The organism is Gynurincola endophyticus (assembly GCF_003991195.1).
In the GTDB taxonomy this organism is placed as follows: domain Bacteria; phylum Bacteroidota; class Bacteroidia; order Chitinophagales; family Chitinophagaceae; genus Gynurincola; species Gynurincola endophyticus.
In genome coordinates this window covers 306,273-326,009 of sequence record NZ_RCWL01000005.1, presented here as the reverse complement: position 1 = coordinate 326,009, position 19,737 = coordinate 306,273, and the positions used below count along the sequence as shown (strand labels likewise).

The 19,737-nt window shown below is 38.9% G+C and carries 17 protein-coding genes; 6 read left to right on the top strand and 11 right to left on the bottom strand.

What is annotated here, in order from left to right:
* Positions 1 to 104 precede the first annotated feature (104 nt).
* A complete protein-coding gene (locus tag D9O48_RS11880) occupies positions 105 to 1,487 on the bottom strand; it encodes a serine hydrolase domain-containing protein (protein ID WP_158624880.1) in 1,383 nt (460 codons plus the stop codon).
* A 106-nt stretch (positions 1,488 to 1,593) separates the two neighbouring features.
* The gene (locus tag D9O48_RS11875; protein ID WP_158624879.1) at positions 1,594 to 2,217 is read right to left on the bottom strand and encodes a helix-turn-helix domain-containing protein; all 624 of its coding nucleotides are present in this window, start codon (positions 2,215 to 2,217) and stop codon (positions 1,594 to 1,596) included.
* 283 nt (positions 2,218 to 2,500) lie between these two features.
* On the opposite strand from D9O48_RS11875, the gene D9O48_RS11870 reads away from it, so the two are divergent.
* The 4 genes from D9O48_RS11870 to D9O48_RS11855 all read left to right on the top strand — a co-directional run bounded on the left by D9O48_RS11870 (position 2,501) and on the right by D9O48_RS11855 (position 6,145).
* Positions 2,501 to 2,851, top strand: coding sequence for a tRNA-binding protein (locus D9O48_RS11870; RefSeq protein ID WP_126973193.1), 351 nt, complete (start codon positions 2,501 to 2,503; stop codon positions 2,849 to 2,851).
* A 102-nt stretch (positions 2,852 to 2,953) separates the two neighbouring features.
* Positions 2,954 to 4,174 carry a redoxin domain-containing protein gene (locus tag D9O48_RS11865; RefSeq protein WP_126973192.1) on the top strand — a complete coding sequence of 407 codons (1,221 nt, stop codon included), beginning with the start codon at positions 2,954 to 2,956 and terminating at the stop codon, positions 4,172 to 4,174.
* A 359-nt stretch (positions 4,175 to 4,533) separates the two neighbouring features.
* On the top strand, positions 4,534 to 5,130 hold the full coding sequence (gene pnuC / locus D9O48_RS11860) for a nicotinamide riboside transporter PnuC (RefSeq protein ID WP_126973191.1): 597 nt from the start codon (positions 4,534 to 4,536) through the stop codon (positions 5,128 to 5,130).
* Positions 5,117 to 6,145 carry an acyl-CoA dehydrogenase family protein gene (locus D9O48_RS11855; protein WP_126973190.1) on the top strand — a complete coding sequence of 343 codons (1,029 nt, stop codon included), beginning with the start codon at positions 5,117 to 5,119 and terminating at the stop codon, positions 6,143 to 6,145. The genes pnuC and D9O48_RS11855 overlap by 14 nt, the downstream gene beginning before the upstream one ends.
* Positions 6,146 to 6,266: 121 nt before the next feature.
* Here D9O48_RS11855 and D9O48_RS11850 read toward each other — a convergent pair whose 3' ends face one another.
* From D9O48_RS11850 to D9O48_RS11825, 6 genes are all read right to left on the bottom strand, one after another.
* Positions 6,267 to 6,686 (bottom strand): SH3 domain-containing protein, encoded by a 420-nt coding sequence (locus tag D9O48_RS11850; RefSeq protein ID WP_126973189.1) that lies wholly within the window; start codon positions 6,684 to 6,686, stop codon positions 6,267 to 6,269.
* A 5-nt stretch (positions 6,687 to 6,691) separates the two neighbouring features.
* A complete protein-coding gene (locus D9O48_RS18760; RefSeq protein WP_158624878.1) occupies positions 6,692 to 7,186 on the bottom strand; it encodes a BON domain-containing protein in 495 nt (164 codons plus the stop codon).
* A gap of 107 nt (positions 7,187 to 7,293) precedes the next feature.
* Positions 7,294 to 8,853, bottom strand: a complete 1,560-nt coding sequence (locus D9O48_RS11840) for a S10 family peptidase (protein WP_126973188.1) — start codon at positions 8,851 to 8,853, stop codon at positions 7,294 to 7,296.
* A gap of 130 nt (positions 8,854 to 8,983) precedes the next feature.
* Complete coding sequence (locus tag D9O48_RS11835) at positions 8,984 to 10,408, bottom strand: RagB/SusD family nutrient uptake outer membrane protein (RefSeq protein ID WP_126973187.1); 1,425 nt, start codon at positions 10,406 to 10,408, stop codon at positions 8,984 to 8,986.
* A gap of 17 nt (positions 10,409 to 10,425) precedes the next feature.
* On the bottom strand, positions 10,426 to 13,359 hold the full coding sequence (locus D9O48_RS11830) for a SusC/RagA family TonB-linked outer membrane protein (protein WP_126973186.1): 2,934 nt from the start codon (positions 13,357 to 13,359) through the stop codon (positions 10,426 to 10,428).
* A gap of 377 nt (positions 13,360 to 13,736) precedes the next feature.
* Positions 13,737 to 15,884, bottom strand: coding sequence for an ATP-binding protein (locus D9O48_RS11825; RefSeq protein WP_126973185.1), 2,148 nt, complete (start codon positions 15,882 to 15,884; stop codon positions 13,737 to 13,739).
* Between the two features lie 50 nt (positions 15,885 to 15,934).
* Here D9O48_RS11825 and D9O48_RS11820 point away from each other — a divergent pair, with 50 nt between their 5' ends.
* Entirely contained in the window at positions 15,935 to 16,336 is a 402-nt protein-coding gene (locus D9O48_RS11820; RefSeq protein WP_126973184.1) for an Hpt domain-containing protein, read from the top strand.
* On the top strand, positions 16,333 to 17,022 hold the full coding sequence (locus D9O48_RS11815; protein WP_126973183.1) for a LytR/AlgR family response regulator transcription factor: 690 nt from the start codon (positions 16,333 to 16,335) through the stop codon (positions 17,020 to 17,022). Before D9O48_RS11820 ends, D9O48_RS11815 begins: the two co-directional genes overlap by 4 nt.
* Before the next feature lie 186 nt (positions 17,023 to 17,208).
* On the opposite strand, the gene D9O48_RS11810 is transcribed toward D9O48_RS11815, so the two are convergent.
* From D9O48_RS11810 to D9O48_RS11800, 3 genes are all read right to left on the bottom strand, one after another.
* Positions 17,209 to 18,609: an MBL fold metallo-hydrolase gene (locus tag D9O48_RS11810; protein ID WP_126973182.1), complete on the bottom strand. Its 1,401-nt coding sequence runs from the start codon at positions 18,607 to 18,609 to the stop codon at positions 17,209 to 17,211.
* 126 nt (positions 18,610 to 18,735) lie between these two features.
* Complete coding sequence (locus D9O48_RS11805; RefSeq protein ID WP_233589238.1) at positions 18,736 to 19,224, bottom strand: DUF4442 domain-containing protein; 489 nt, start codon at positions 19,222 to 19,224, stop codon at positions 18,736 to 18,738.
* Entirely contained in the window at positions 19,225 to 19,719 is a 495-nt protein-coding gene (locus tag D9O48_RS11800) for a thioredoxin family protein (protein WP_126973181.1), read from the bottom strand. It lies immediately after the preceding gene.
* Between the last annotated feature and the right edge of the window lie 18 nt (positions 19,720 to 19,737).

Here is a 19,737-nt window from a genome sequence, read left to right as displayed (position 1 = left end):
GATACGGGTTCGAATCCCGTACGCGGTACAAAAAACCGTAAGTTTAACAGATGGTTAGGCTTACGGTTTTTTATTTGGCAGGTGTTATGGCAACACTATTATTTTCATTCCTTTTTCCATAAGAGCTGATTGAGCACGAGCGCTTTGAATTCATTTCCTTTTCCGGGAATAAACTCATACCGGATATCATGTCCATTTGATCCCTTCACCGTAAGCGAATTTTCACCAGAAAAATACAGTTCCTGCTCCGGAAGCATATCCTGCAGGTAAGTTGAATAAAGTTTACCCTCTTTCAGGTAGATCTCCAGTTTACCATAAGCTCCATCCAGTACGTAGGTACCAGTATATTTTACGAGATCCACAATCGGTTTTTCCAGATAAACAGGTACAATCAGGCTGGCAATGTATTCATTAATACGATTAAATGAAAAGTCTGTGGTATTGGTCAGTATCACCCATCCAATTTGAAGCCGCGGGTGAACGACGATTGTTGCGCGTGCGCCAAGCATTGAACCCTCATGTGTTATAAACGGATAGTTACGCATCCAGCCGATACCCAGTTGCTGCATCATCCGAAGTCCTTTTGCAGAAAGCACTTCCTTATTTCCGTCAAATTGAGCACTGATAAACTTGGCCATATCCAGTGCGGAGGAGTACATCCCGCCAGCGGGAATCATAGAAGCAGAATAGTAATCAGGCGTACGGATAAAACCTGCCGAATCATTCAGGTAATAATAACCTCTGGCAAGAAGATTCTCTGTTGTTCCAACTGTTCCGAAGCCCGTATTAGAGAGTCCCAGAGGCTTACAAATATTGGATAGTATATACGTTTCATAATCTTTTCCTGCGGCTCGTTCCAGGGCCAGACCTAACAATCCATACCCAAGATTGGAATAGCGCCTGGTATCCTGTCTGAGAAACTCATAACTTGGATATAACTTACTCACAAACGCAAGTGATTGAATAAACGCTTCCTTTTTTGCTGAGCTGATGGCACTTTCATTCTTCTTTGTGAGGAACCATTTGTCGACCTGCCGTGCAAAGTCAATATCTGCCGGAGAATTTCTTGGAAGCCCTGAGTTGTGAGTAGCGAGTTCAAGATAGGTAGCATCTCCTGAAAACTCCGGAACATATTTGCTTACCTTGTCAACACCGTTAATCACCCCCTTTTCCCAAATTTGCATAAACATTGTGGCTGTGAACATTTTAGTAACAGACTGAATCTGATACCTGGCATCTACAGTGGCGGGAATTTTATTTTCCAGGTCGATGTAGCCTCCTGCATCACTAAAAATAAGTGAATCACCATGAACAATGGCTACGGCTATACTGGGCGAGTGGTATCTTTCCTGAAAGCTACGGATGCCAATTTTTAACTGTGCTATGGTAGAGTCAGGCAATTGTTTCCGGGCAACGGCATTTTCGGGCGAAAAAACAATCCAGATACAGACATATAACTTCAGGCTGGCATAAATTAACTTGTTCATATGCATCAAAAATTTTATGCAAAATAGATTACAGGCAACTTACCAGCCTTTCAGGAAGGCCGCCATTTTTACGACAAAAAGACGACATCAGCCGCCTTCAACACATTCAGAGGATATCCGGAACAAAAGTAAGCAGATCTTGTTTCCTGTTGATATCACTGGCTGTTTTCAGCGTAATCAACATCAAAACAATGACTAGCAACAGATAGCTCCAAACAAAAAGCGGGATTTCCAACACTTCACCAACCTTTAATAAGTAGTAATCGATCAACGGAATGGCGATCAGCATAATTAATGCAGCTACCGACCAAAGAATTTGGAGACTAAGTATCTTCTTTACGGCAGTTTTATTGCGACTGTCAGTGAGTGATTTTCTAAAGAGGAAATAAAGCGCGACAGGAATCACCAGATTCAGAAATGGGAAACAGCAGGCAGTTAGTGCACTGAAATTAATATACTTTACCCGCCTGTTATAGACGTATTCAGTTATACTACCACTTTCCGGGAGCTTCTCGGTATTACTCTCCGGCTCCGGAGCCGCATTAACAGGTATTAAATTCAGCGAATCAATATTCAGCGCTGCGCTTAGTTGCCTGATGATATAAGGGCTTCCGGCAGACGCGCCACTTTCGATACGCTGAATAGTTCTCAATGAAACTCCGGATTGCTCAGCGAGTTGCTGTTGTGAAAGATGCTGATACAGCCGATATTCTTTTAATGTCTTTTTCAATCTCAAAAGTGAATTATACTAAAAATAAGCATTTTTTGCTATTTCCGGAATAAGGTGAAGCAGCAGCGGAGCTAAGCCATCCGGCAATAATTCTCCTTGTGTCTTTTACTTATTCTTTGCAGCTGTTAAAGTTACAAGGTTGTCTGTCTGTACGGAAAAGCATTGGGCGATGAATCGTTTCGGAAAACAAAATAAAAAATGGATTCAGATAAGTCTTTTTTATTTAAATTCCTGTACTATCTTCAATTAACAGCGATACCGCTACATCAATTCAGAAAAAGATATGCATTCAAATATAGAAACCTCAGAAATCAACTGGGATGATTTCGCAAAAATAGAAATGAGAGCAGGTACTATCATCAGTGCAGAAGTGTTTAAAGAAGTGAAAAACCCTGCGTACAAAGTAGTGATAGACTTTGGCGAATACGGTATCCGAAAATCATCTGCCCAGATAACAAAATTATACACTCCCGAAGAACTGGTGGGCAAACAAGTAATAGCAGTGATCAATTTCCCACCCAAACAAATTGCAACCATTCAAAGCCAATGCCTTATTCTGGGTGTGGTGAATGATAAGGAAGTTACTTTACTAACAACGGATAAACCTGTTGAAAACGGATGGCGGGTAGGCTAAAATGCCTAAGTGTTAAATAGTAATAAATACTGTTAAGCATTATTAAGTCACTCTTTTTTATCATGAAAGGATTGTACATTTCATGATCACAAACCTTCATGTATGAAAAAATTGTTTCCCTTCGCCGTCATTATACTGTTAACCGTTTCTGTACAGGCCCAAACCGTTCTGACTGCAGCAAAATTAGTTTATAACGAAGAAAATTTTATAGACATGCAGGATGGCCGCACGTCTAAAAGAGCAAATGCACACTCAATAAGTTTTTCCGATCAATATCTCAAAAAGGAAAGGAAAGAAAGTGAAAACGTTCTGGCCATCAGCCTGCTGGATGCAAAAAATAACCGCGGGTATTTTTATCTGACAGATTACGAAAATTATTATTACCTCGACGAGGAAAACATGCCGACCTTTTTTTCTTTAGGGCTGTATGAACAGTCAACCCCTTCAATGAAATTACTCAATGAAACGGCTACGATCAATGGCTTCAATTGTAAGAAAGCTATTTTTGAATATGATGTGAATGGGATCAAAGAACAAATTGAAGTTTGGTATACGACCGATTATAAACTGGAAGCGGCCCATCTCGGTTATAGTTTTAAAGATTTACCTGGTTTACCGGTTAAGTTTAAACTCAAAATGCTGAATTCTATTCAAATGAGTATGGGAGCGAATGGTAAGCGTGAGTTTTCGCTGGTTAGTTTAGAAGAAATAAGACCAGCAGAAGCAGCTGCCATTGAAAATAAAGAAAGGTACAAATACTTAGACTACAACGAGCGCCAGAATATATTTATGCTCATCAATTTACATGGCTCAAAAAACCGTCCTACCCCACAAAAAAAGGGTGAAGCAATTGAAGAAAGCATTACTTCCGCAAACGGTAGCAGTATCAAAGTTCTGCGCTACAATCCGTTCAAAGTGGGAGAAATTTTATCTGACTTTGAAACGAAAGATGTAAATGGTAACAAAAAAACATTAGCAAGCTATAAAGACAAGATCATCGTTTTAAATTTCTGGTTTACCGAATGTGCCCCCTGTATCAAAGAGATGCCTTACCTGAACAGTCTTACCGAAAAATACAAGGATAAGGACATTGTTTTTGTAAGTATGACATTCAACAAACAGGAAGAAGTAAAGAAGTTTTTAAAGAAACATACTTTTAAGTTTGAGAATCTTACCGATGCCCGTGAAATTGTAGAGGGGTATGGTGTTTCGTCTTATCCATTAACGCTTATTGCGGATAAAAATAAAATCATCCAATACGTTAGAACGGGTGAAGCAAATGAGGAGCTGGAAGTGCAGTTGAATAAGCTGACGGGTAATTAACCATTCACACCGGACGGGCTTTGATGAACGGGCACCGGACAGAGTCCGGCGCCAGCGCTGTCAATCAGACTTTTAAATGATCGGTAGTTTCAAAAATTTCATCATTATTTCCGGAAAAGGCGCATGTGTTATGCGTCTTTTTTTTTATCCATTGTATGGGTTAACTTTTTTTGTTCCGTAACGGTTCAAATAAAATTGTTGAAGCAAACCTACCCACTCATTTCTCTACTCTCCACTTATTTACCTACTTTTGTATCACTCAGGGGTGCCGTAAGGCTGAGAACAGACCCTTTGAATACCCAACAATAGTATTCAAACACCTGATCCGGATAATGCCGGCGTAGGGAAAATCAATTTTTATGTTAGATCATTTACTCAATGAATTAAAAAACACCGGTTATCTGGAATATATTGCCGTTCTGGCCGGCGTTACGCAAGTACTTTTAGCACGTAAAAACAATGTGCTTTTATATCCTTTCGGGATTTTATCAACTTCTTTATCTATCTACATCTTTGTTGACGTAAAATTGTATGCAGAAGCACTATTGCATCTCTATTATGTTGTAATCAGTATTTATGGCTGGTATGTATGGATAAGGCCGAAAAATCAGTCTGTATTGCCTATTACGAAATCTACCCGACGTGATTACCGTATTACCGCTATGATTACACTGATCAGTTTCGGGGTATTGTATACTGCATTAGTTTTGTACACAGATTCTACCACCCCTGTATGGGATTCGGTGGTATCTGCTTTTGCCTGGTCTGGAACGTGGTTACTAACGCAACGGAAGGTAGAGAACTGGATAGTTTTAAATATTTCGAACATCATTGCAATTCCACTACAATGGCACAAAGGAATTTATTTGTATGCGATTCTCACTACATTTTTGTTTATTGTTGCTATAACTGGATATATTGCATGGAAAAAAGAACTCAAGAATGAACTCAATTAACAGATTGCTGCCGGAGAAAACAAGAAACGATTTACGACAAGAAGCTTTTATTGCTGATCAACAGAATGCATTAACGCCTGTCCAATGGAAGATCATTCAAGAGAATAACTGGATCAATATCTGGCTGCCTGAAGAACTTGGAGGGAATGATTTTGATTTTCCGACGATTGTAAAAACGCTCTATGAGTTAGCATGGATCGATGGCAGTTTGGGTTGGACGGTAACTTTATGCAGCGGAGCGAACTGGTTTGCAGGCTTTATTAAAAATGGAAAAGAAGTATTTAATACGTCTGATAATATCTGGGCAGGGTCAGGTCAAACCAATGGAATTCTGACTCGTACAGAAGAAGGTTTTATTTTAAACGGACAGTGGCAATATGCAACAGGTATTGAGAAAGCCACACACATCACTTTTAATGCAAAAATGAAAAATAGCAATGAAGTGGTGAGCGGTTATCTTTATCCGCATCAGATCAGATTGTTGCATACCTGGAACAAGATGGGGATGCGTGGCACAGGTACTCATAACTTTGCGGTAGACAATATTCTTTTATCACCTGAGCAGTTGTTTAAAATTGATCAGACCTTAACTACGCACGACAGTAAAGTTTTTCAAATACCTTTTAATATTATGGCGATGGCCACACTGGCCGTAAACTATGGTGGCATGGTGGAGCATTTCTGGGAGGAAGCCTATAAAATAGCTGAATCTGAAAACAAGAATGTTATAGCTGATAAAATTCAGGGTTATCAGTTTGCACTGGAGCAAACCATGTTAAAGTTTTACCAGCAGATTGATGGCATCTGGAACAAAATTCAACATGAGATAGTTATTGAAGAAAAAACGAGTGTATCATTTATTACCAGCTGCAAAGAAATTATTAAAGAACAGTACAGAAATATTCACGAACTGTTTCCGCATTTAGGCATGCACGCGGTAGATGCCAACTCTATGATTAATTTAATCTGGAGAGATTTGCACACTGCTTCGCAGCACGCCATGTGGAGAAGCTAAGAATACAATTAAGAATTAATAATTGTGAATAAAAAACCTGCATAGCTTTCTCAACTAATAAATACTAAAAAAAGACTATATCAATTAAGATATAGTCTTTTTAGTACCGGAAAGAAAATTTCTATTCCACAGTAAGATATTGTGCGTATGCATATCCCTCTTCTCCTTTTTCTGTACGCACTAACCACCATTGGTCATTAGTCTTACTGATCAAGGTAACATGAGATTGGTGAGCAGCTTTTCCGACGATTGGCTGATCAGTACCAGGACCTTTACGAATGTTCAGATTTGAAGATTCTGTGGTCACTCTGGCTTTTGCTCCTGCTTCCATATTGGAAACATTCACATTTAGTACAACATCACCTGATCTGAAATCAGGATCAATTTGTCCGTAGGTATCCCAAAGATGATCCTTCACCGAACCGTTGGGTGCATCACCATCTATATACAACACATTATTTTCTTCCCGAACCCGTAAGTTATCTACCCCACTTTTCTGTGCGGCTTCAATGAGTGTCTGATATTTACTTTGTAAGTTCATTGCAGTTATTTTATAGTGAGGTTATTTACAACATTTTTAGGTTTCAGATCATGCAACATCTGCATTAGTTTAGGCAGTTCATCTCTTTTAATTTCACCTGTTAAAGTGATAACGCCTTCTTTTACTTCAGCGGTTACTTTTTTGAAATCTTTAATGGCTGTATTCACCCCTTGTTTGATCACATCATCAGCAGGGAATTCTTGTGGAGGCGGTGGTGGCGTTACAACAGTAAGATTATTAACGACTGATTTAACACCTTCTACTGATTTAACATTATTCTCAGCTGCACTTTTCGCTTGCTCGGAAGGCACTGTTCCGGTCAATGTAGCAACACCGTCTTTCACAGTGATTGTTACATCATTCATATCAGGCATTCCGGCCTTTGATGTTTCAATTTTATTTACGATATCCGCATCTTTAACCGTTGGTTTACAAGATGGTAATGAAAGGCCAAGCATTGTTGTTATCACCGCAATAGCGATAAGTGATTTTTTTTTCATAAAAGGAGGTTTTTTAAAAATTTGCGGTGGGTGAAGGGAGTATACCAGTTATTATTCAAAAAAAATGCCAACCGGTCTGGTTGGCATGCTAATGAACAGAAGATTCATTATTGATATTTTGCTCCTGCGCCTTTTTTAGGCAGAGATTTCAAAATGAACTGACGAATATGTTCATTTCCTTCTCCCAGGTCTGGCTTACGCAGATACATCATGTGTCCGCTACGATAACCTTTCCAGTCAACTCTGTCGCTTAATTTACCCGATGGGTCAAAATGCCACAGATTGTATTTTGCCATGAAATAGTCACAGGCACCGTCATAATAGCCAGATTGAACCAACAAATGCAGGTTAGGATTTTTAGCCATGGCAGCTCTTAGTCTTTCTGCGGTATTATCACCGGTTCTGTCCCATGGATTTACAGGACCGAACATATTATATTGTAAGTCGGTTTTATAGTTCAATGCATTTCTCAGATACATATTGATCGGCGGGGTAAATGAATGTGACCATGAGTCTAACTCAGCATTATAATCAGGAGACATGCCGGCATTTGAGCGGTCGATACCTTTGTAGCGCGAATCTAAACGTCCTACGGTGAAACCTTCTTCTCTCAATAATTCTTTCCAATAGAAGTTAGTAGACACCTGTAAATTATTTTGTTCGATTACTTTTTGACTTAAGCCTGAATATTCTGCCATTTTCGCTGCGATAGCGGCACGTTCATTTACACTTAAAGAGTTTCCTTTATGAAGAGCTGGAATCAGTTCATTCATCGTGAAAGCTTCTACCTCGGGTAAGAAAGCGGTCAAATCTCTTTGCTGATGTTTAGGAGCCAGTTTTTTATGATACCAGGCGGTAGCCGCAAAGTAAGGTAATCTAAGTGCTGCCTGTAAAGCCGGGCCTCTGGTAATACCAAGTTCGGTAGGAGAAACAAGGATTACTCCATTCATAAACATCCATTTACTGTTTTGCAGTTCGTCGGCCAAACCTGATACACGGGTAGTACCATAACTTTCGCCGATCAGATATTTAGGAGAGCCCCATCTGTTATAACGGGTAACGAATGTTCTCACCCACTCAGCCAGGTAAGTAATATCTGCGCGTACACCGAAGAAAGTAGATTTAGGAACAGACTGATCAACGATTCTTGAGTAGCCGGTATTTACCGGATCTATAAAAACGATATCAGCTACATCTAAGATTGATTCTTTATTTTCTGTAAATCCATAAGGTTGTACCGGATATCCTTCATCATCAATATTTAAAAGAACCGGGCCGGTATATCCGATATGCATCCATACAGACGCAGAACCCGGGCCACCATTGAATGAAATCACCAATGGTCTTTCATCAATATTTTTTACGTCAGTTCTTTCGTAATAAGTGAAAAATAAGCCGGCAATTACTTTTTGATTTTCACCGAATACAGGTAGTGTTCCGGCAGTTGCTTTATAAGGGATTCGTTTGCCTTTGATAGTTACTTCTGATTGGGTAACTACCTGATGGTCGGGATTAAAGGTGGAAGTGTTTTTTTCTTCTTTGGCAGCCGGGGCAGCCGTTGTGGTATTTGGGGTTGCCGGCGGCACCTGGGCCGGGCGTTGTGCCAGTATTGAAGTTGCGAGACCTAAGCAGGCAACAAAACAAGCAGTCTTTCTTGCAATTCGCATTATTGTGAAATTTGGTTACTTGTTTAAATTTATAAAGAAAAGGAATAAGCACAAAAATTAAGGAGATTTATCGCATAAAAAAAGGAAGTGCGGTCGCACTTCCTTTTAAACGATCGAAAGAAATGATATTTTAATAGCCCGGATTCTGATTTCCGATATTCGGGTTTGCTAAAATTTCAGCAGTTGGGATAGGCCATGTCCAGGCTCTGTTATTAGAAGCAAGGGTACAAGCCACGCTACAATTATCACGATTAATCGTTCTTACGGTTCGTTTCAGGTCGAAAAAGCGGTGTCCTTCAGCGATTAATTCTTTTCTTCTCTCGAGTGCAATTGCATCTTCGAGTGCGGCGCCGGTTTCTCCGCCAGATGTAAATCCGTTAATTCTTGCCATTCTTACTTCATCCAGGTCATCTAATGCACCGGCCGGGTCAGGTGTAGGTTGTTTCAATTTAGCTTCCGCACGAATTAAATACATTTCGGAAGTTCTGAATACTTTATAGTTTACCACACCGTCTGGCTTTGTAATCATTGCCTGTTTGGCCAGATGTTTCTTAAAGCCTGTTACATTCGGTCTGTAATTCTCTATATAAAATGTTGAATAACGGATATCGTTTACTTTATCATATGTAGCTTCCAAAGCTTTTGATACGGTAAAAGATAAACGGTCGTTCGGTGCCCAATAGATGTTTCCGGCAATACGTCCTTCTCCGGCATTAAATGTATACGACCAGATGACTTCGTTTAAAGTGGCGTCTGTCCATATTTGCGGATAAGTTGCGCGATTTGCTATTGGAAATTCATCAATTACATCTGTAGCATAATTAATAGCATCTACATAAGATTTATTGTAGAGACTGATTCTTGCCAACAATGCTTTTGCTACAAATTCGTCGATGAATGCTCTGCCTCCACCTACATTGATATCTCTATCCATATTTTGGAACAGGTTCATTGCTTCGTTTAAATCAGCATAAATCATATCATAATCGTCCTTCACTGTAATACGCGGCGGTTTATTAAACTTGTCGATAGACTTTGTATAAGGAACCCCTAGTGCGGTAGAATTACGATCATAGTTATCAGCAAAGTATCTCATTAAATCGAAGTGTGCCATTGCTCTTAATACATAAGCCTGTGCTTTTAAACGATTGGCCCGTTCAGGATTTTCGCTGGCTAAAGATTCGATTTTAGTTAATACAATATTCGCATTTAAGATAACATTATAACCGGCAGTCCATACATTTGTAATTCTCGTATCATCTTCTGTAATAGCCCAACGAATGTGGGTAGTAAAGTTTCTGAGAGAATAGATTGTTTCGTACAGGTTATCAGATATCATATCCGGCAATGACAGGAACGGGTTGGTGTCATCACCGAACCAGCTGGTGCTTCGCAGGCGAGCATAGGTACCTACTAATTCATACTCTATATCATCGAGGTTTTTGAAGAACTTTTCGCCGTCAAGATCGTGCGTAGGTTCTACGTCGATGAATTTGCTACAGCCCCCTAATAGCGACGATGCTATCAAAAAGCTTAAGATATATTTTTTAATCATAGTTGTAGTCAGTTAAATTATAAACCAATATTTAGCCCTAAAGAATAAGAACGAAGTTGTGGATATACCGAACCGGTAACAACAGGGTTACTGAATTCGGGGTCGTATCCTTTGAAGTTGTGCCATACGTGCACGTTTTGTCCGCTCAAGTAAACAGAAGCGTTTCTAACTCCAATCCGATCTAACCAAACTTTAGGTAAGCTATATGATAACTGAATATTCCTTAAACGAAGGAAATCTCCTTTTTCCATGAATCTTGTGGTAGTAGTTCTGAATACGTATTCCGAAGAAGGAATATCTGTAATATCACCCGGTTTTCTCCACTCGTTTAACATAGCGCTCGACAAAGAAGAGAACCAGTAATCAGGGTTTTCAACGTTTGTGCGATCATTATTATACAGTACATTTCCGAATGCATAACTGAATACCACATCCAGCGTAATTCCTCTGTAGGTTAAGGTATTGGTTAAACCACCAAAGTGCGGGGCGATTACGGTACCAACGTTTTGTCTGTCATTGGCAGAGTAAACCTTAGTAATATTTCCGTTAATATCATAATACAATTCTTCTCCTGTTTGAGGATCCACACCTGCTACTTTTACCAGATAGAGTGAATTAGCAGCATATCCTTCTTCATTGATTACAACACCTGAGAAATTCTTCGGCTGTCCTGGTTGAGAAATGATTTTGTTTCTATTGTAGGTATAGTTGGCGCCTAAACTCCACTGCCAGTTTACACCTCTTACCAGATTTGCTGTTAACCCTACTTCAATACCTCTGTTTCTCAGCTCACCCAGGTTTGACTGAATAGATCCGAAACCGCTGGTTCTGGAGAGGTTTTGATTCAGGAACAGGTCTTTAGTAACAGAGTTATAGAATTCTACGCTACCCACTAACAGCCGGTTGAACAAACTGAATTCAAAACCTGTATTCAGAATTGCTTTTTTCTCCCAACGTAGTGATGGGTTAGCGAGGTTGGTCAGGAATACACCTGGCTGACCATTATAAGAAGTGGCAGAATACAGTTCTCTTGAAGCAAAGTTTCCGATTCCTATCTGGTTACCTACAGAACCATAAGATATTTTAAACTTCAGTTCATCAAGGAAATTTGCATTTTGCAAGAAGGCTTCATCGCTCATGATCCAGCTGAAACCGACTTGTCCGAAAGTAGCCCATTTATTTTCGGCTCCGAATCTTGATGACCCATCACGACGAACACCGGCCGAAAGGAAGTATTTGTCTTTATAGCCATATGATCCGTCTGCGAAATAACTCAGCAATGCACTCTGGCTGGCATTTCCTGCTACTTCAGGAATAAATCCGTTATCATAAGTTCCGGGAGTGATACCTGCTTCATTTTTGAACGGTCCCATCCAACCGAAGCCACGGAAGTAGTTACTATTGAATTTATATTTTAAAATTTCATTGAACAATGAGATTCTGAAATTGTGATCGCCTACCTCATTTTCATAAGTGATCGAAGTAGTTCCTGTATATCTTGAGAAGTAACCGTTATAACGGCCATACATACCCATGCTACCTGTTTGCTGGCCACCTAAGTTAGTAGCAGGATCTGCAGAAGAGGTACTGTCGATCTGAGAATAATCAATACCCCAGTTGGTTCTGGCAGATAAGCCTGGCAGGAAAGGAGCTTTATATTCCAGATAGGCATTTGCCACGGCTTTCAGCTGATTGGTACTTCTTCTTACCCCTTCAATTTCCTGTAAAGGGTTTGGTTGATCCTGCAGGAAGTCGATCTGATAATTACCATCAGCATCACGCAAAGTAATATATGGATTAAACCATCTTACGGCGTTTAACGGAGCACCTACATAAGTAGATTCTTCGAGCGTACTGTTTCTTTTTGAGTAACCGACAGTTGTATTAATACCTAATTTAAACTGGCTGAACCTGTGTTCAACATTTAAACGGCCGGTATATCTTTTAAAGTCTGTTCCCCGTACAATACCTTCCTGATCAAAAACAGAAACGGAAGCATAGAAAACTGTTTTATCAGAACCACCCGATAAGTTGAGCTGGTGCATCTGCATTTTTCCTTTACGGAACAGTTCGTCTCTCATACGGTTGTCTATTTTACTCAGGCTATCCTGTTCAAAAGCACTCCAGCCGAACGGATTTAATCCGTCTGGTCTGTCGTAATTCACTTCATAGTCGATTTTTTGAGCTGAGTTCATCAGCGGTAATTTATCGGGAGGCAGTTCTGACCAACCTACCTGAAAGTCATAATTGACTCTGGTGGCTCCGGCGCGTCCTTTTTTCGTAGAAATTACCACCACACCATTTGCACCTCTGGATCCATAAATGGCAGTACTTGCTGCATCTTTCAAGACAGTGAAGGTTTCTATATCACTCGTATTTAGAGCGGCGAAATCGGCAGAAGAGATTTCAATACCATCCATAATAAATAATGGTGCATTAGAGCCGTTGATTGAACCTTGCCCACGAATGATAATCTGTGCGGGGGCACCCGGTTGTCCTGAAGTTGAAGTACTTAAAACACCCGGAATTTTACCTTGTATAGCGCGGTCAAAACTGGCAACAGGTTGATTTGCAACTTCGTCGGCTTTGATTACCGATACAGAGCCCGGGCTTTGCCGCTTATTCTGTTGTACATAACCCGTAACAACTACCTGAGACAATTCTCCGGCGGCAACTTTCATTACAACATTTAAAGTTTCTCCGTTAATTCTTAAAGTTTGACTTGCAAAACCGATACTTGAAAATTCTAGATCTCTTACGGTTGCCGGTACAGTAATGGAATAGTTACCGTTCTCATCACTTATCGTTGCCACCATGCTTCCTTTTCCGGAAACGGTAACATCCGCAATCGGTTGACCATTTTCGTCTGTGACTTTACCAGTCACTTTCTTGTTTTGTGCAAACACCAGAAAGGGCGACAGCAACAAAACCAGCAGTAATGTTCTGGACATACTCATTTTTTTAGTGAACAATGTATAAAATTGAAATAGAAGATTGTTGCCTTAAATAAAGGCAATTAATTCACGAAACGATCTAAGAAATTAGGGGGTAAATTTTTTATTTAAAGAAGTCAGTACTCTTATGCTAAGATAAATTTATCAAGTTGACATCTTCAAACAAAAAAATGCTTCGACTGATTCGCTAACGAATAAAATCGATCATCTGTGATCAGTATTTTTTTGAGATTCTCCGAATAATTCTACCACTAAGGTATAACTTTTCTGAATATGATGAAACCTTTTAGAGGCAAACCTAACATTAACCATGCATTTACATTTGTTAACCATTTAATTAATGGCGATGGCAAAAAATCACTGCCTGATTCCGGTTATGAAACGGCTCTATCTTTGTTTTCTTCAGTCAGCTGTACAATTTTATCATATAAGTCGCCAGGCTTAAAGGGTTTCAGTATAAAATCGTTAAATCCCTTTTCAGAAAACAAGTCTTTCATGTCATCAAAAACGCCGGCGGTAAAAGCAATGGCTGGTATATAATTTTTTTGTTTTCTTAATTCTTTAATTGCCGTAACGCCATCAACTTCGGGCATTTCCACATCTATCAGATAGAGGTCATACGTTTTTTTTGTTGCTATGTCTAAAAAGTCTACACCATTAGTTACTTCTTCTACAATACATCCCCATTTTAGTAAAAATTTTGTAACGATGCGCATATTAACAGGATTATCTTCGGCCACGAGTATTTTAACTCCTTCAAGATTAGATTCATTTTTAATCAGCTTCATAACAGAAGGCTGTATACGCTCTTTCTGCAAAGGAAGCTGTAATTCGAATTTAAATCCTGAGCCTTTGTTTTCTTCTGATTCTATGCTGAGTTCTGAACCGAATTTTTGTATAATTTGTTTTGTGATGGCCAAACCTAAACCTGTACCACCGTATTTCCGGGTAGTGTTTACATCTGCCTGGGTGAAACTTTCAAAGATTTCTTTGTGTTTATTTGATGGAATACCAATTCCTGTATCCCGTACTTCGAATATTATTTTTCCAAGTTGTTTTTTTTCAATAACACCTGTAACACTGATAGAAACTTTTCCGTGATGAGTAAATTTAACTGCATTACTCAGCAAATTGCTTAGTACCTGATTAAGCCTTGTTTCATCGAACAAAAAGGTTTCGTTCAGTTTTTCATTAAATTCGAAATCAAAAATCAAGCCCTTTTCCTTAGCCATCAAGGCAAAAGGAGCGATTACCCTTTTTAAGAACGATTTTATATGTACCGGCATTGCAGCCAGTTCTAATTTACCGGCTTCAATTTTGTTATAATCCAGAATATCATTCACCAGCACCATCATGTGCTCTGAAGCATTTTTCAAAAGCTCCAGATGATCTTTTTGTGCGGCAAGATGAGGTTCTTCTACCAATAAATTGGTAGATCCTATAATACCGTTGAGTGGCGTTCGCAACTCGTGGCTCATGTTTGCTAAAAATCTTGATTTCACGCGTGCAGCCACTTCTGCTTGTTCTTTGGCTTTCATCAATTCAAACTCAGCCATTTTTACCTGTGATACATCCAATACGCTTATTTTGAGGTATCGGTTTTCTTTTTCTTCGAAAGGAACCACACTTACATATCCGAAAATCACTTTTCCGGTTTTTGAAGTAAATGCCAGTTCTCCCTGCCAGTTAGCGGGTTCTTTTTCGAGTTCCATTTCAATAGCATTGAACCGTTTCAGGTCACCCTCATCGAACCACGACTCTATATATGTGCCTATGATTTCATTTTTATTATTGATCTCAAACAATTCTAACACCCTGTTATTGACACTGGCTATTACATTATTTGTTCTGTCCATAATAAATACTCCATCCAGAGAAGTATCGAAAATAGTATCGCCAAATCTTTTTTCCTGTAGAATTTCTTCCTCGTTCTTTTTATTGATCCGGAGGATGAAATAGGAGAAAATAATTGTCATGCACAAGGTCATCAGCAAATTAGAATCATATAATTTCTGATAAAGAGAGGCTGTAATTACCTGAATATTATTTTCGTACGGCAGTGCCTTTAAGCAGCAAAACGCTGAAATAATTGTAATAGTATAAACGATCATTAACTCACGCATATTTCTTCGCATCGACACCACAAAAGTCAGCACCAGAAAATAAGGAAAGTAAAGTAAGTAAGTACCGGCTTTCAGCCCCTCCACATAACTTACTACCATCAGGTAAGCATTGATATTTATGATACCCAGAATACGCCCCCAGTTCACTTTATTTTTTGCACCCAGATAAAATGCCAATAAAAATATATAGGCTGAGGTGATATTTATTAAAGCACTTATGTATAATTTGTGATAGAAGTAAAGCAGCACTGAAAAGAAGTTGAGCAAAAGTGCTAAAATGATAAATTGATTAAACCGTATATTTTTGCTCTTTTGTTCTTTGGTCACGCCATTTTCAATACCGGTAAAAATAATTTCCTGGTAGATTGAAAGGCATAAATCAAGAATTCTTGTTTTCATAAGTGGGAATAGGTGTTAACATATAACGAATCAAATGAAAATCTATTTTTATGGAAGCCTCTGAAAATAAAAATTTCCGTTTTGACCCAAATTTCGACAGTGAATTTCTATGGGAGCTGTATCAGGATGATTATCAAACGATTGAGAACCTCTTTTCGGTCTCACTGGAGCATTTCGATACAGATCTGGCTGAAATTACCGGCGCTTATGACCGCAACGACCGGCAACAGCTGCTAAAGTCGCTCCATAAATTTAAGCCCACCTTCGGCTTTCTGGGTTTACCGCAGGTACAGGAAGATTGTAAGAATTATGAGGATTTATGCAGAAAAAATGAAGATCTGAATAGTGGTTCTGCTGTTTACAAAGATTTAATTTCAACCATTCTAAATAGTAAACAATTGCTTGAAAAAACTTATCTTCAACTGAAGGAATATAATACCCAATTCTTATGATGCTACGTTGCGTTATTGTTGAAGACTTATCTGTAGCAGCTGAATATTTATCCAAATGTTGTGAAAAAGCTGGAAATATTCAGGTGACGGCAAAGTTCTCGAACGTTGCAGATGCTCTATCCTACTTAAATGAAAACCCTGTTGATCTTATCTTTCTGGATGTTGAAATGCCCGAAGCAACCGGTTTTGATTTATTAGACCAATTAGCTTATCTGCCTAAAGTAATTCTTACCACTTCAAAACCTGAATATGCTTACCCGGCTTTTGAATACAAGGTGGTAGATTTTTTAAAGAAACCCTATACTTATCAAAGATTTTCTGAAGCGATCGCTAAGCTAAGTACCGATTCGCCATCGATACCCACACAAACATCGCCTGATCATATTTTTATCAAGTCTGACGGCAAACTCATCAGGCTAAACCTCACTGATATTCTGTTTATTGAAAGCATGGGCGATTATGTGAAATTTGTGACCGCTGACAAAAAATTCATCTCACACCATACCATTAAAAACCTTGAAGAGAAGGTTCCCAAGCAGCAGTTTATACGAGTTCACCGATCTTATATTGTGAATATTGCCAGAATAGATGACATTCGGGAGAATTTTATTTTTATTCAGGGTAATGAGATTCCTGTTTCCAAATCACAGAAGCCGGAAATACTGAAAAGATTAAACATTTTGTAATCGTTCACCGCAAGAATCTGATCATTGATCGCTTTTTTGTTCTGTTTAATCTAAAAAACTTTCATTTACAGAAAAGGATTTACATATTTGTTACGGATCGTATTTGAGTTGAAAATAATATAGCGACGGTTTCTATATTTAAGGATTAAAAGAAAAAAGCTGGTTGGTTCACCAGCTTTTATTTTTTTAACTGAGCCCGAATACCTGATGCATTTCCGGAATACTCACTTCAAATCCTTTTTTCATCAGGCGATCTTTAAATGCTTCCTGCACTTCATATTCTCCGTGTACCAGAAACAACTGTTTTACGAGCTTAGGATCCTGGCAAGCGAGAAATTGCGAGAGATCTTCGAAATCTCCATGTGCGCTCATACTTCTGATACTTTTAATAGCCGCGTGTACTTCGTGACGTTGTCCGAAAATACTTACTTCTTTTGCACCGTTCATTAAGCGTCCTCCTAAAGAATTAGGCTCACAATAGCCGGTCATCAGAATTGTATTTTTGCTATTCTCGATATTGTTTCTGATATGGTGTTTTACTCTTCCCGCATCAGCCATACCGCTGGCAGAAATAATTACACAGGGCTCCTGCCGAAAGTTGAGTAGTTTTGATTCTTCAACGGTTTGTATATACTTCAGTCCTTTAAATTTAAACGGATCACCATCTACCTTTAATAGTTTCTGCATATTCTTGTTAAAGTATTCCGGATACTTTTTCAACAGTTCAGTAGTTTCAACACTCAAAGGGCTGTCTACATAATAATCGACGTTGGGTAATCTCTTTTCGAGTTCGAGTTGGTTTAATGCAAACAGCAGTTCCTGAGTTCTGCCTACACTGAATGCAGGCATGATCAGTTTACCTTTATTCTTTACACATGTTTCTTCTATTATTTCAAGCAGGTGATCGGGAGTCGTAACATGTAAATCATGCAAACTGTTTCCGTAAGTAGATTCTAAAATAATATAATCTGCCTGTGGAAATATTTGAGGAGACTTTAGAATAACATCGCGGTACCGGCCTACATCTCCACTGAAAGAAACCTGTTCGGTTTTACCGTCTTCTGTAATTTTCACATGAACTGCGGCACTTCCGATGATATGTCCTGTATCAGTAAACAACACTTCAATATCATTATCTACTTTATGCCAGCCGCCGTATTCAATTTTTTTGAATTGGCCGAATACTTTTACGGCATCATCCATCGTGTATAACGGATCTAACAAAGGGCGACCTTCTACCCTTCTTTTTTTGTTGATATACTTCGTTTCATCTTCCTGAATTCCTGCTGAGTCTTCTAATAAAATTGTAGCAAGTTCTGCAGTAGCGGGGGTACAATAAATTTTTCCTTTAAAGCCGTCTTTCACTAACTTAGGTAATAGTCCGGAATGATCTATGTGTGCATGCGACAAAAACACATAATCAACGGATTCCGGTTCAAATCCCCACTCAGCATTTAACCTGCCGGCCTCCGAACCTTTTCCCTGAAACAAACCACAGTCTAATAAAATTTTTTTCTGATTCTTCAAAGTAATAAGATGTTTGGAACCTGTTACTGTTCTGGCTGCACCGTGAAACGATATTTTCATATATTGATTTTTAACTGATACTATGCAATAATAACGAGCATACTGGTTTCAGTATAACCGGTAAAACGATATTAATGTTCATTGTATATGAGAGAACGTATTGATTTTATTACCCGATATATTTTTCTATGATTTAGCTTTAAACGACCAGTAAAATCTTGCAATGGCAACCACTTCTCCGTTTTTGTTGATTCCTTTACTGGTAGCCATCACTTCCACTCCTTGTTTTGTATCAATAGCCTGTTGCACTGCGTTGGCAATTTCTACACCATCATTACAGGTAAAAGTGGTAATATCTACAGCCTTCTTAAAATATTCCATTTCCATTTTTACCACTAGCATGGAAACACCCGGTTTTCGCTGATAGATATTTGCAAGGGCCAGAATGCCGGTACTCATTTCTGCGGCCATCGACAGGCAGGCGAAATAAGTAGACCTGAATGGATTTTGACTAAACCATTTATAGGGAACCTTCACCGAACAAAAGCCGGCCTTACAATCCACTACCCGTACACCGGCAAAATAGGCGCTTGGTAATTTTGTAAATAAAAACATCCTGCCCTTGACAGGATGTTTCACTATTTTAAGAAATTCAGTAATATCAAAAGTCATCATTTATTGCTTATTGTTTTCAGGGCTCAGTGCATTTTTTGACCAGTTATCAAAAAATGTTCTGACATATCCTTTATTATAAGATTCACCTTGTTCCAGTAATCCTGAATCCTGTGTATGTATTCTTTTTCCGTCTCCATCTAACACGACAAACACCGGAAATCCGAATCGCTGCGGATATTCCAGTTTTGCCAGAATATCTTCATTTTTATTTTCAGGGCTCCAGTTTAAATGATAAACCACATAATTGGCTTTCATCATAGAGTCTAATTGCGCATCACCTTTTATATAGTTATCAAACCGGATACACCATACGCACCAGTTACCTCCGATTTGTAACAACACATGTTTTCCTTCAGTCTTTGCTTTTTTAACTGCGTTCGATATAGAGACAGCTGCATTGTCTTTCGGATTATACAAGGTTGGTTTTGCAGTTTGTTGTGCATTCGTTACTACGATCACGAATAGTAAAAATATATTGAGAGTTAACTTTTTCATATCAGAATATTTACTCTA

Coding starts and splice junctions, on each gene's coding strand:
- D9O48_RS11835 (WP_126973187.1), bottom strand. CDS start 10,408: ATGATTAAAAAATATATCTTAAGCTTTTTGATAGCATCGTCGCTATTA.
- D9O48_RS11865 (WP_126973192.1), top strand. CDS start 2,954: ATGAAAAAATTGTTTCCCTTCGCCGTCATTATACTGTTAACCGTTTCT.
- D9O48_RS11850 (WP_126973189.1), bottom strand. CDS start 6,686: ATGAACTTACAAAGTAAATATCAGACACTCATTGAAGCCGCACAGAAA.
- pnuC (WP_126973191.1), top strand. CDS start 4,534: ATGTTAGATCATTTACTCAATGAATTAAAAAACACCGGTTATCTGGAA.
- D9O48_RS11800 (WP_126973181.1), bottom strand. CDS start 19,719: ATGAAAAAGTTAACTCTCAATATATTTTTACTATTCGTGATCGTAGTA.
- D9O48_RS11830 (WP_126973186.1), bottom strand. CDS start 13,359: ATGTCCAGAACATTACTGCTGGTTTTGTTGCTGTCGCCCTTTCTGGTG.
- D9O48_RS11815 (WP_126973183.1), top strand. CDS start 16,333: ATGATGCTACGTTGCGTTATTGTTGAAGACTTATCTGTAGCAGCTGAA.
- D9O48_RS18760 (WP_158624878.1), bottom strand. CDS start 7,186: ATGAAAAAAAAATCACTTATCGCTATTGCGGTGATAACAACAATGCTT.
- D9O48_RS11880 (WP_158624880.1), bottom strand. CDS start 1,487: ATGAACAAGTTAATTTATGCCAGCCTGAAGTTATATGTCTGTATCTGG.
- D9O48_RS11825 (WP_126973185.1), bottom strand. CDS start 15,884: ATGAAAACAAGAATTCTTGATTTATGCCTTTCAATCTACCAGGAAATT.
- D9O48_RS11805 (WP_233589238.1), bottom strand. CDS start 19,224: ATGATGACTTTTGATATTACTGAATTTCTTAAAATAGTGAAACATCCT.
- D9O48_RS11840 (WP_126973188.1), bottom strand. CDS start 8,853: ATGCGAATTGCAAGAAAGACTGCTTGTTTTGTTGCCTGCTTAGGTCTC.
- D9O48_RS11810 (WP_126973182.1), bottom strand. CDS start 18,609: ATGAAAATATCGTTTCACGGTGCAGCCAGAACAGTAACAGGTTCCAAA.
- D9O48_RS11855 (WP_126973190.1), top strand. CDS start 5,117: ATGAACTCAATTAACAGATTGCTGCCGGAGAAAACAAGAAACGATTTA.
- D9O48_RS11820 (WP_126973184.1), top strand. CDS start 15,935: ATGGAAGCCTCTGAAAATAAAAATTTCCGTTTTGACCCAAATTTCGAC.
- D9O48_RS11870 (WP_126973193.1), top strand. CDS start 2,501: ATGCATTCAAATATAGAAACCTCAGAAATCAACTGGGATGATTTCGCA.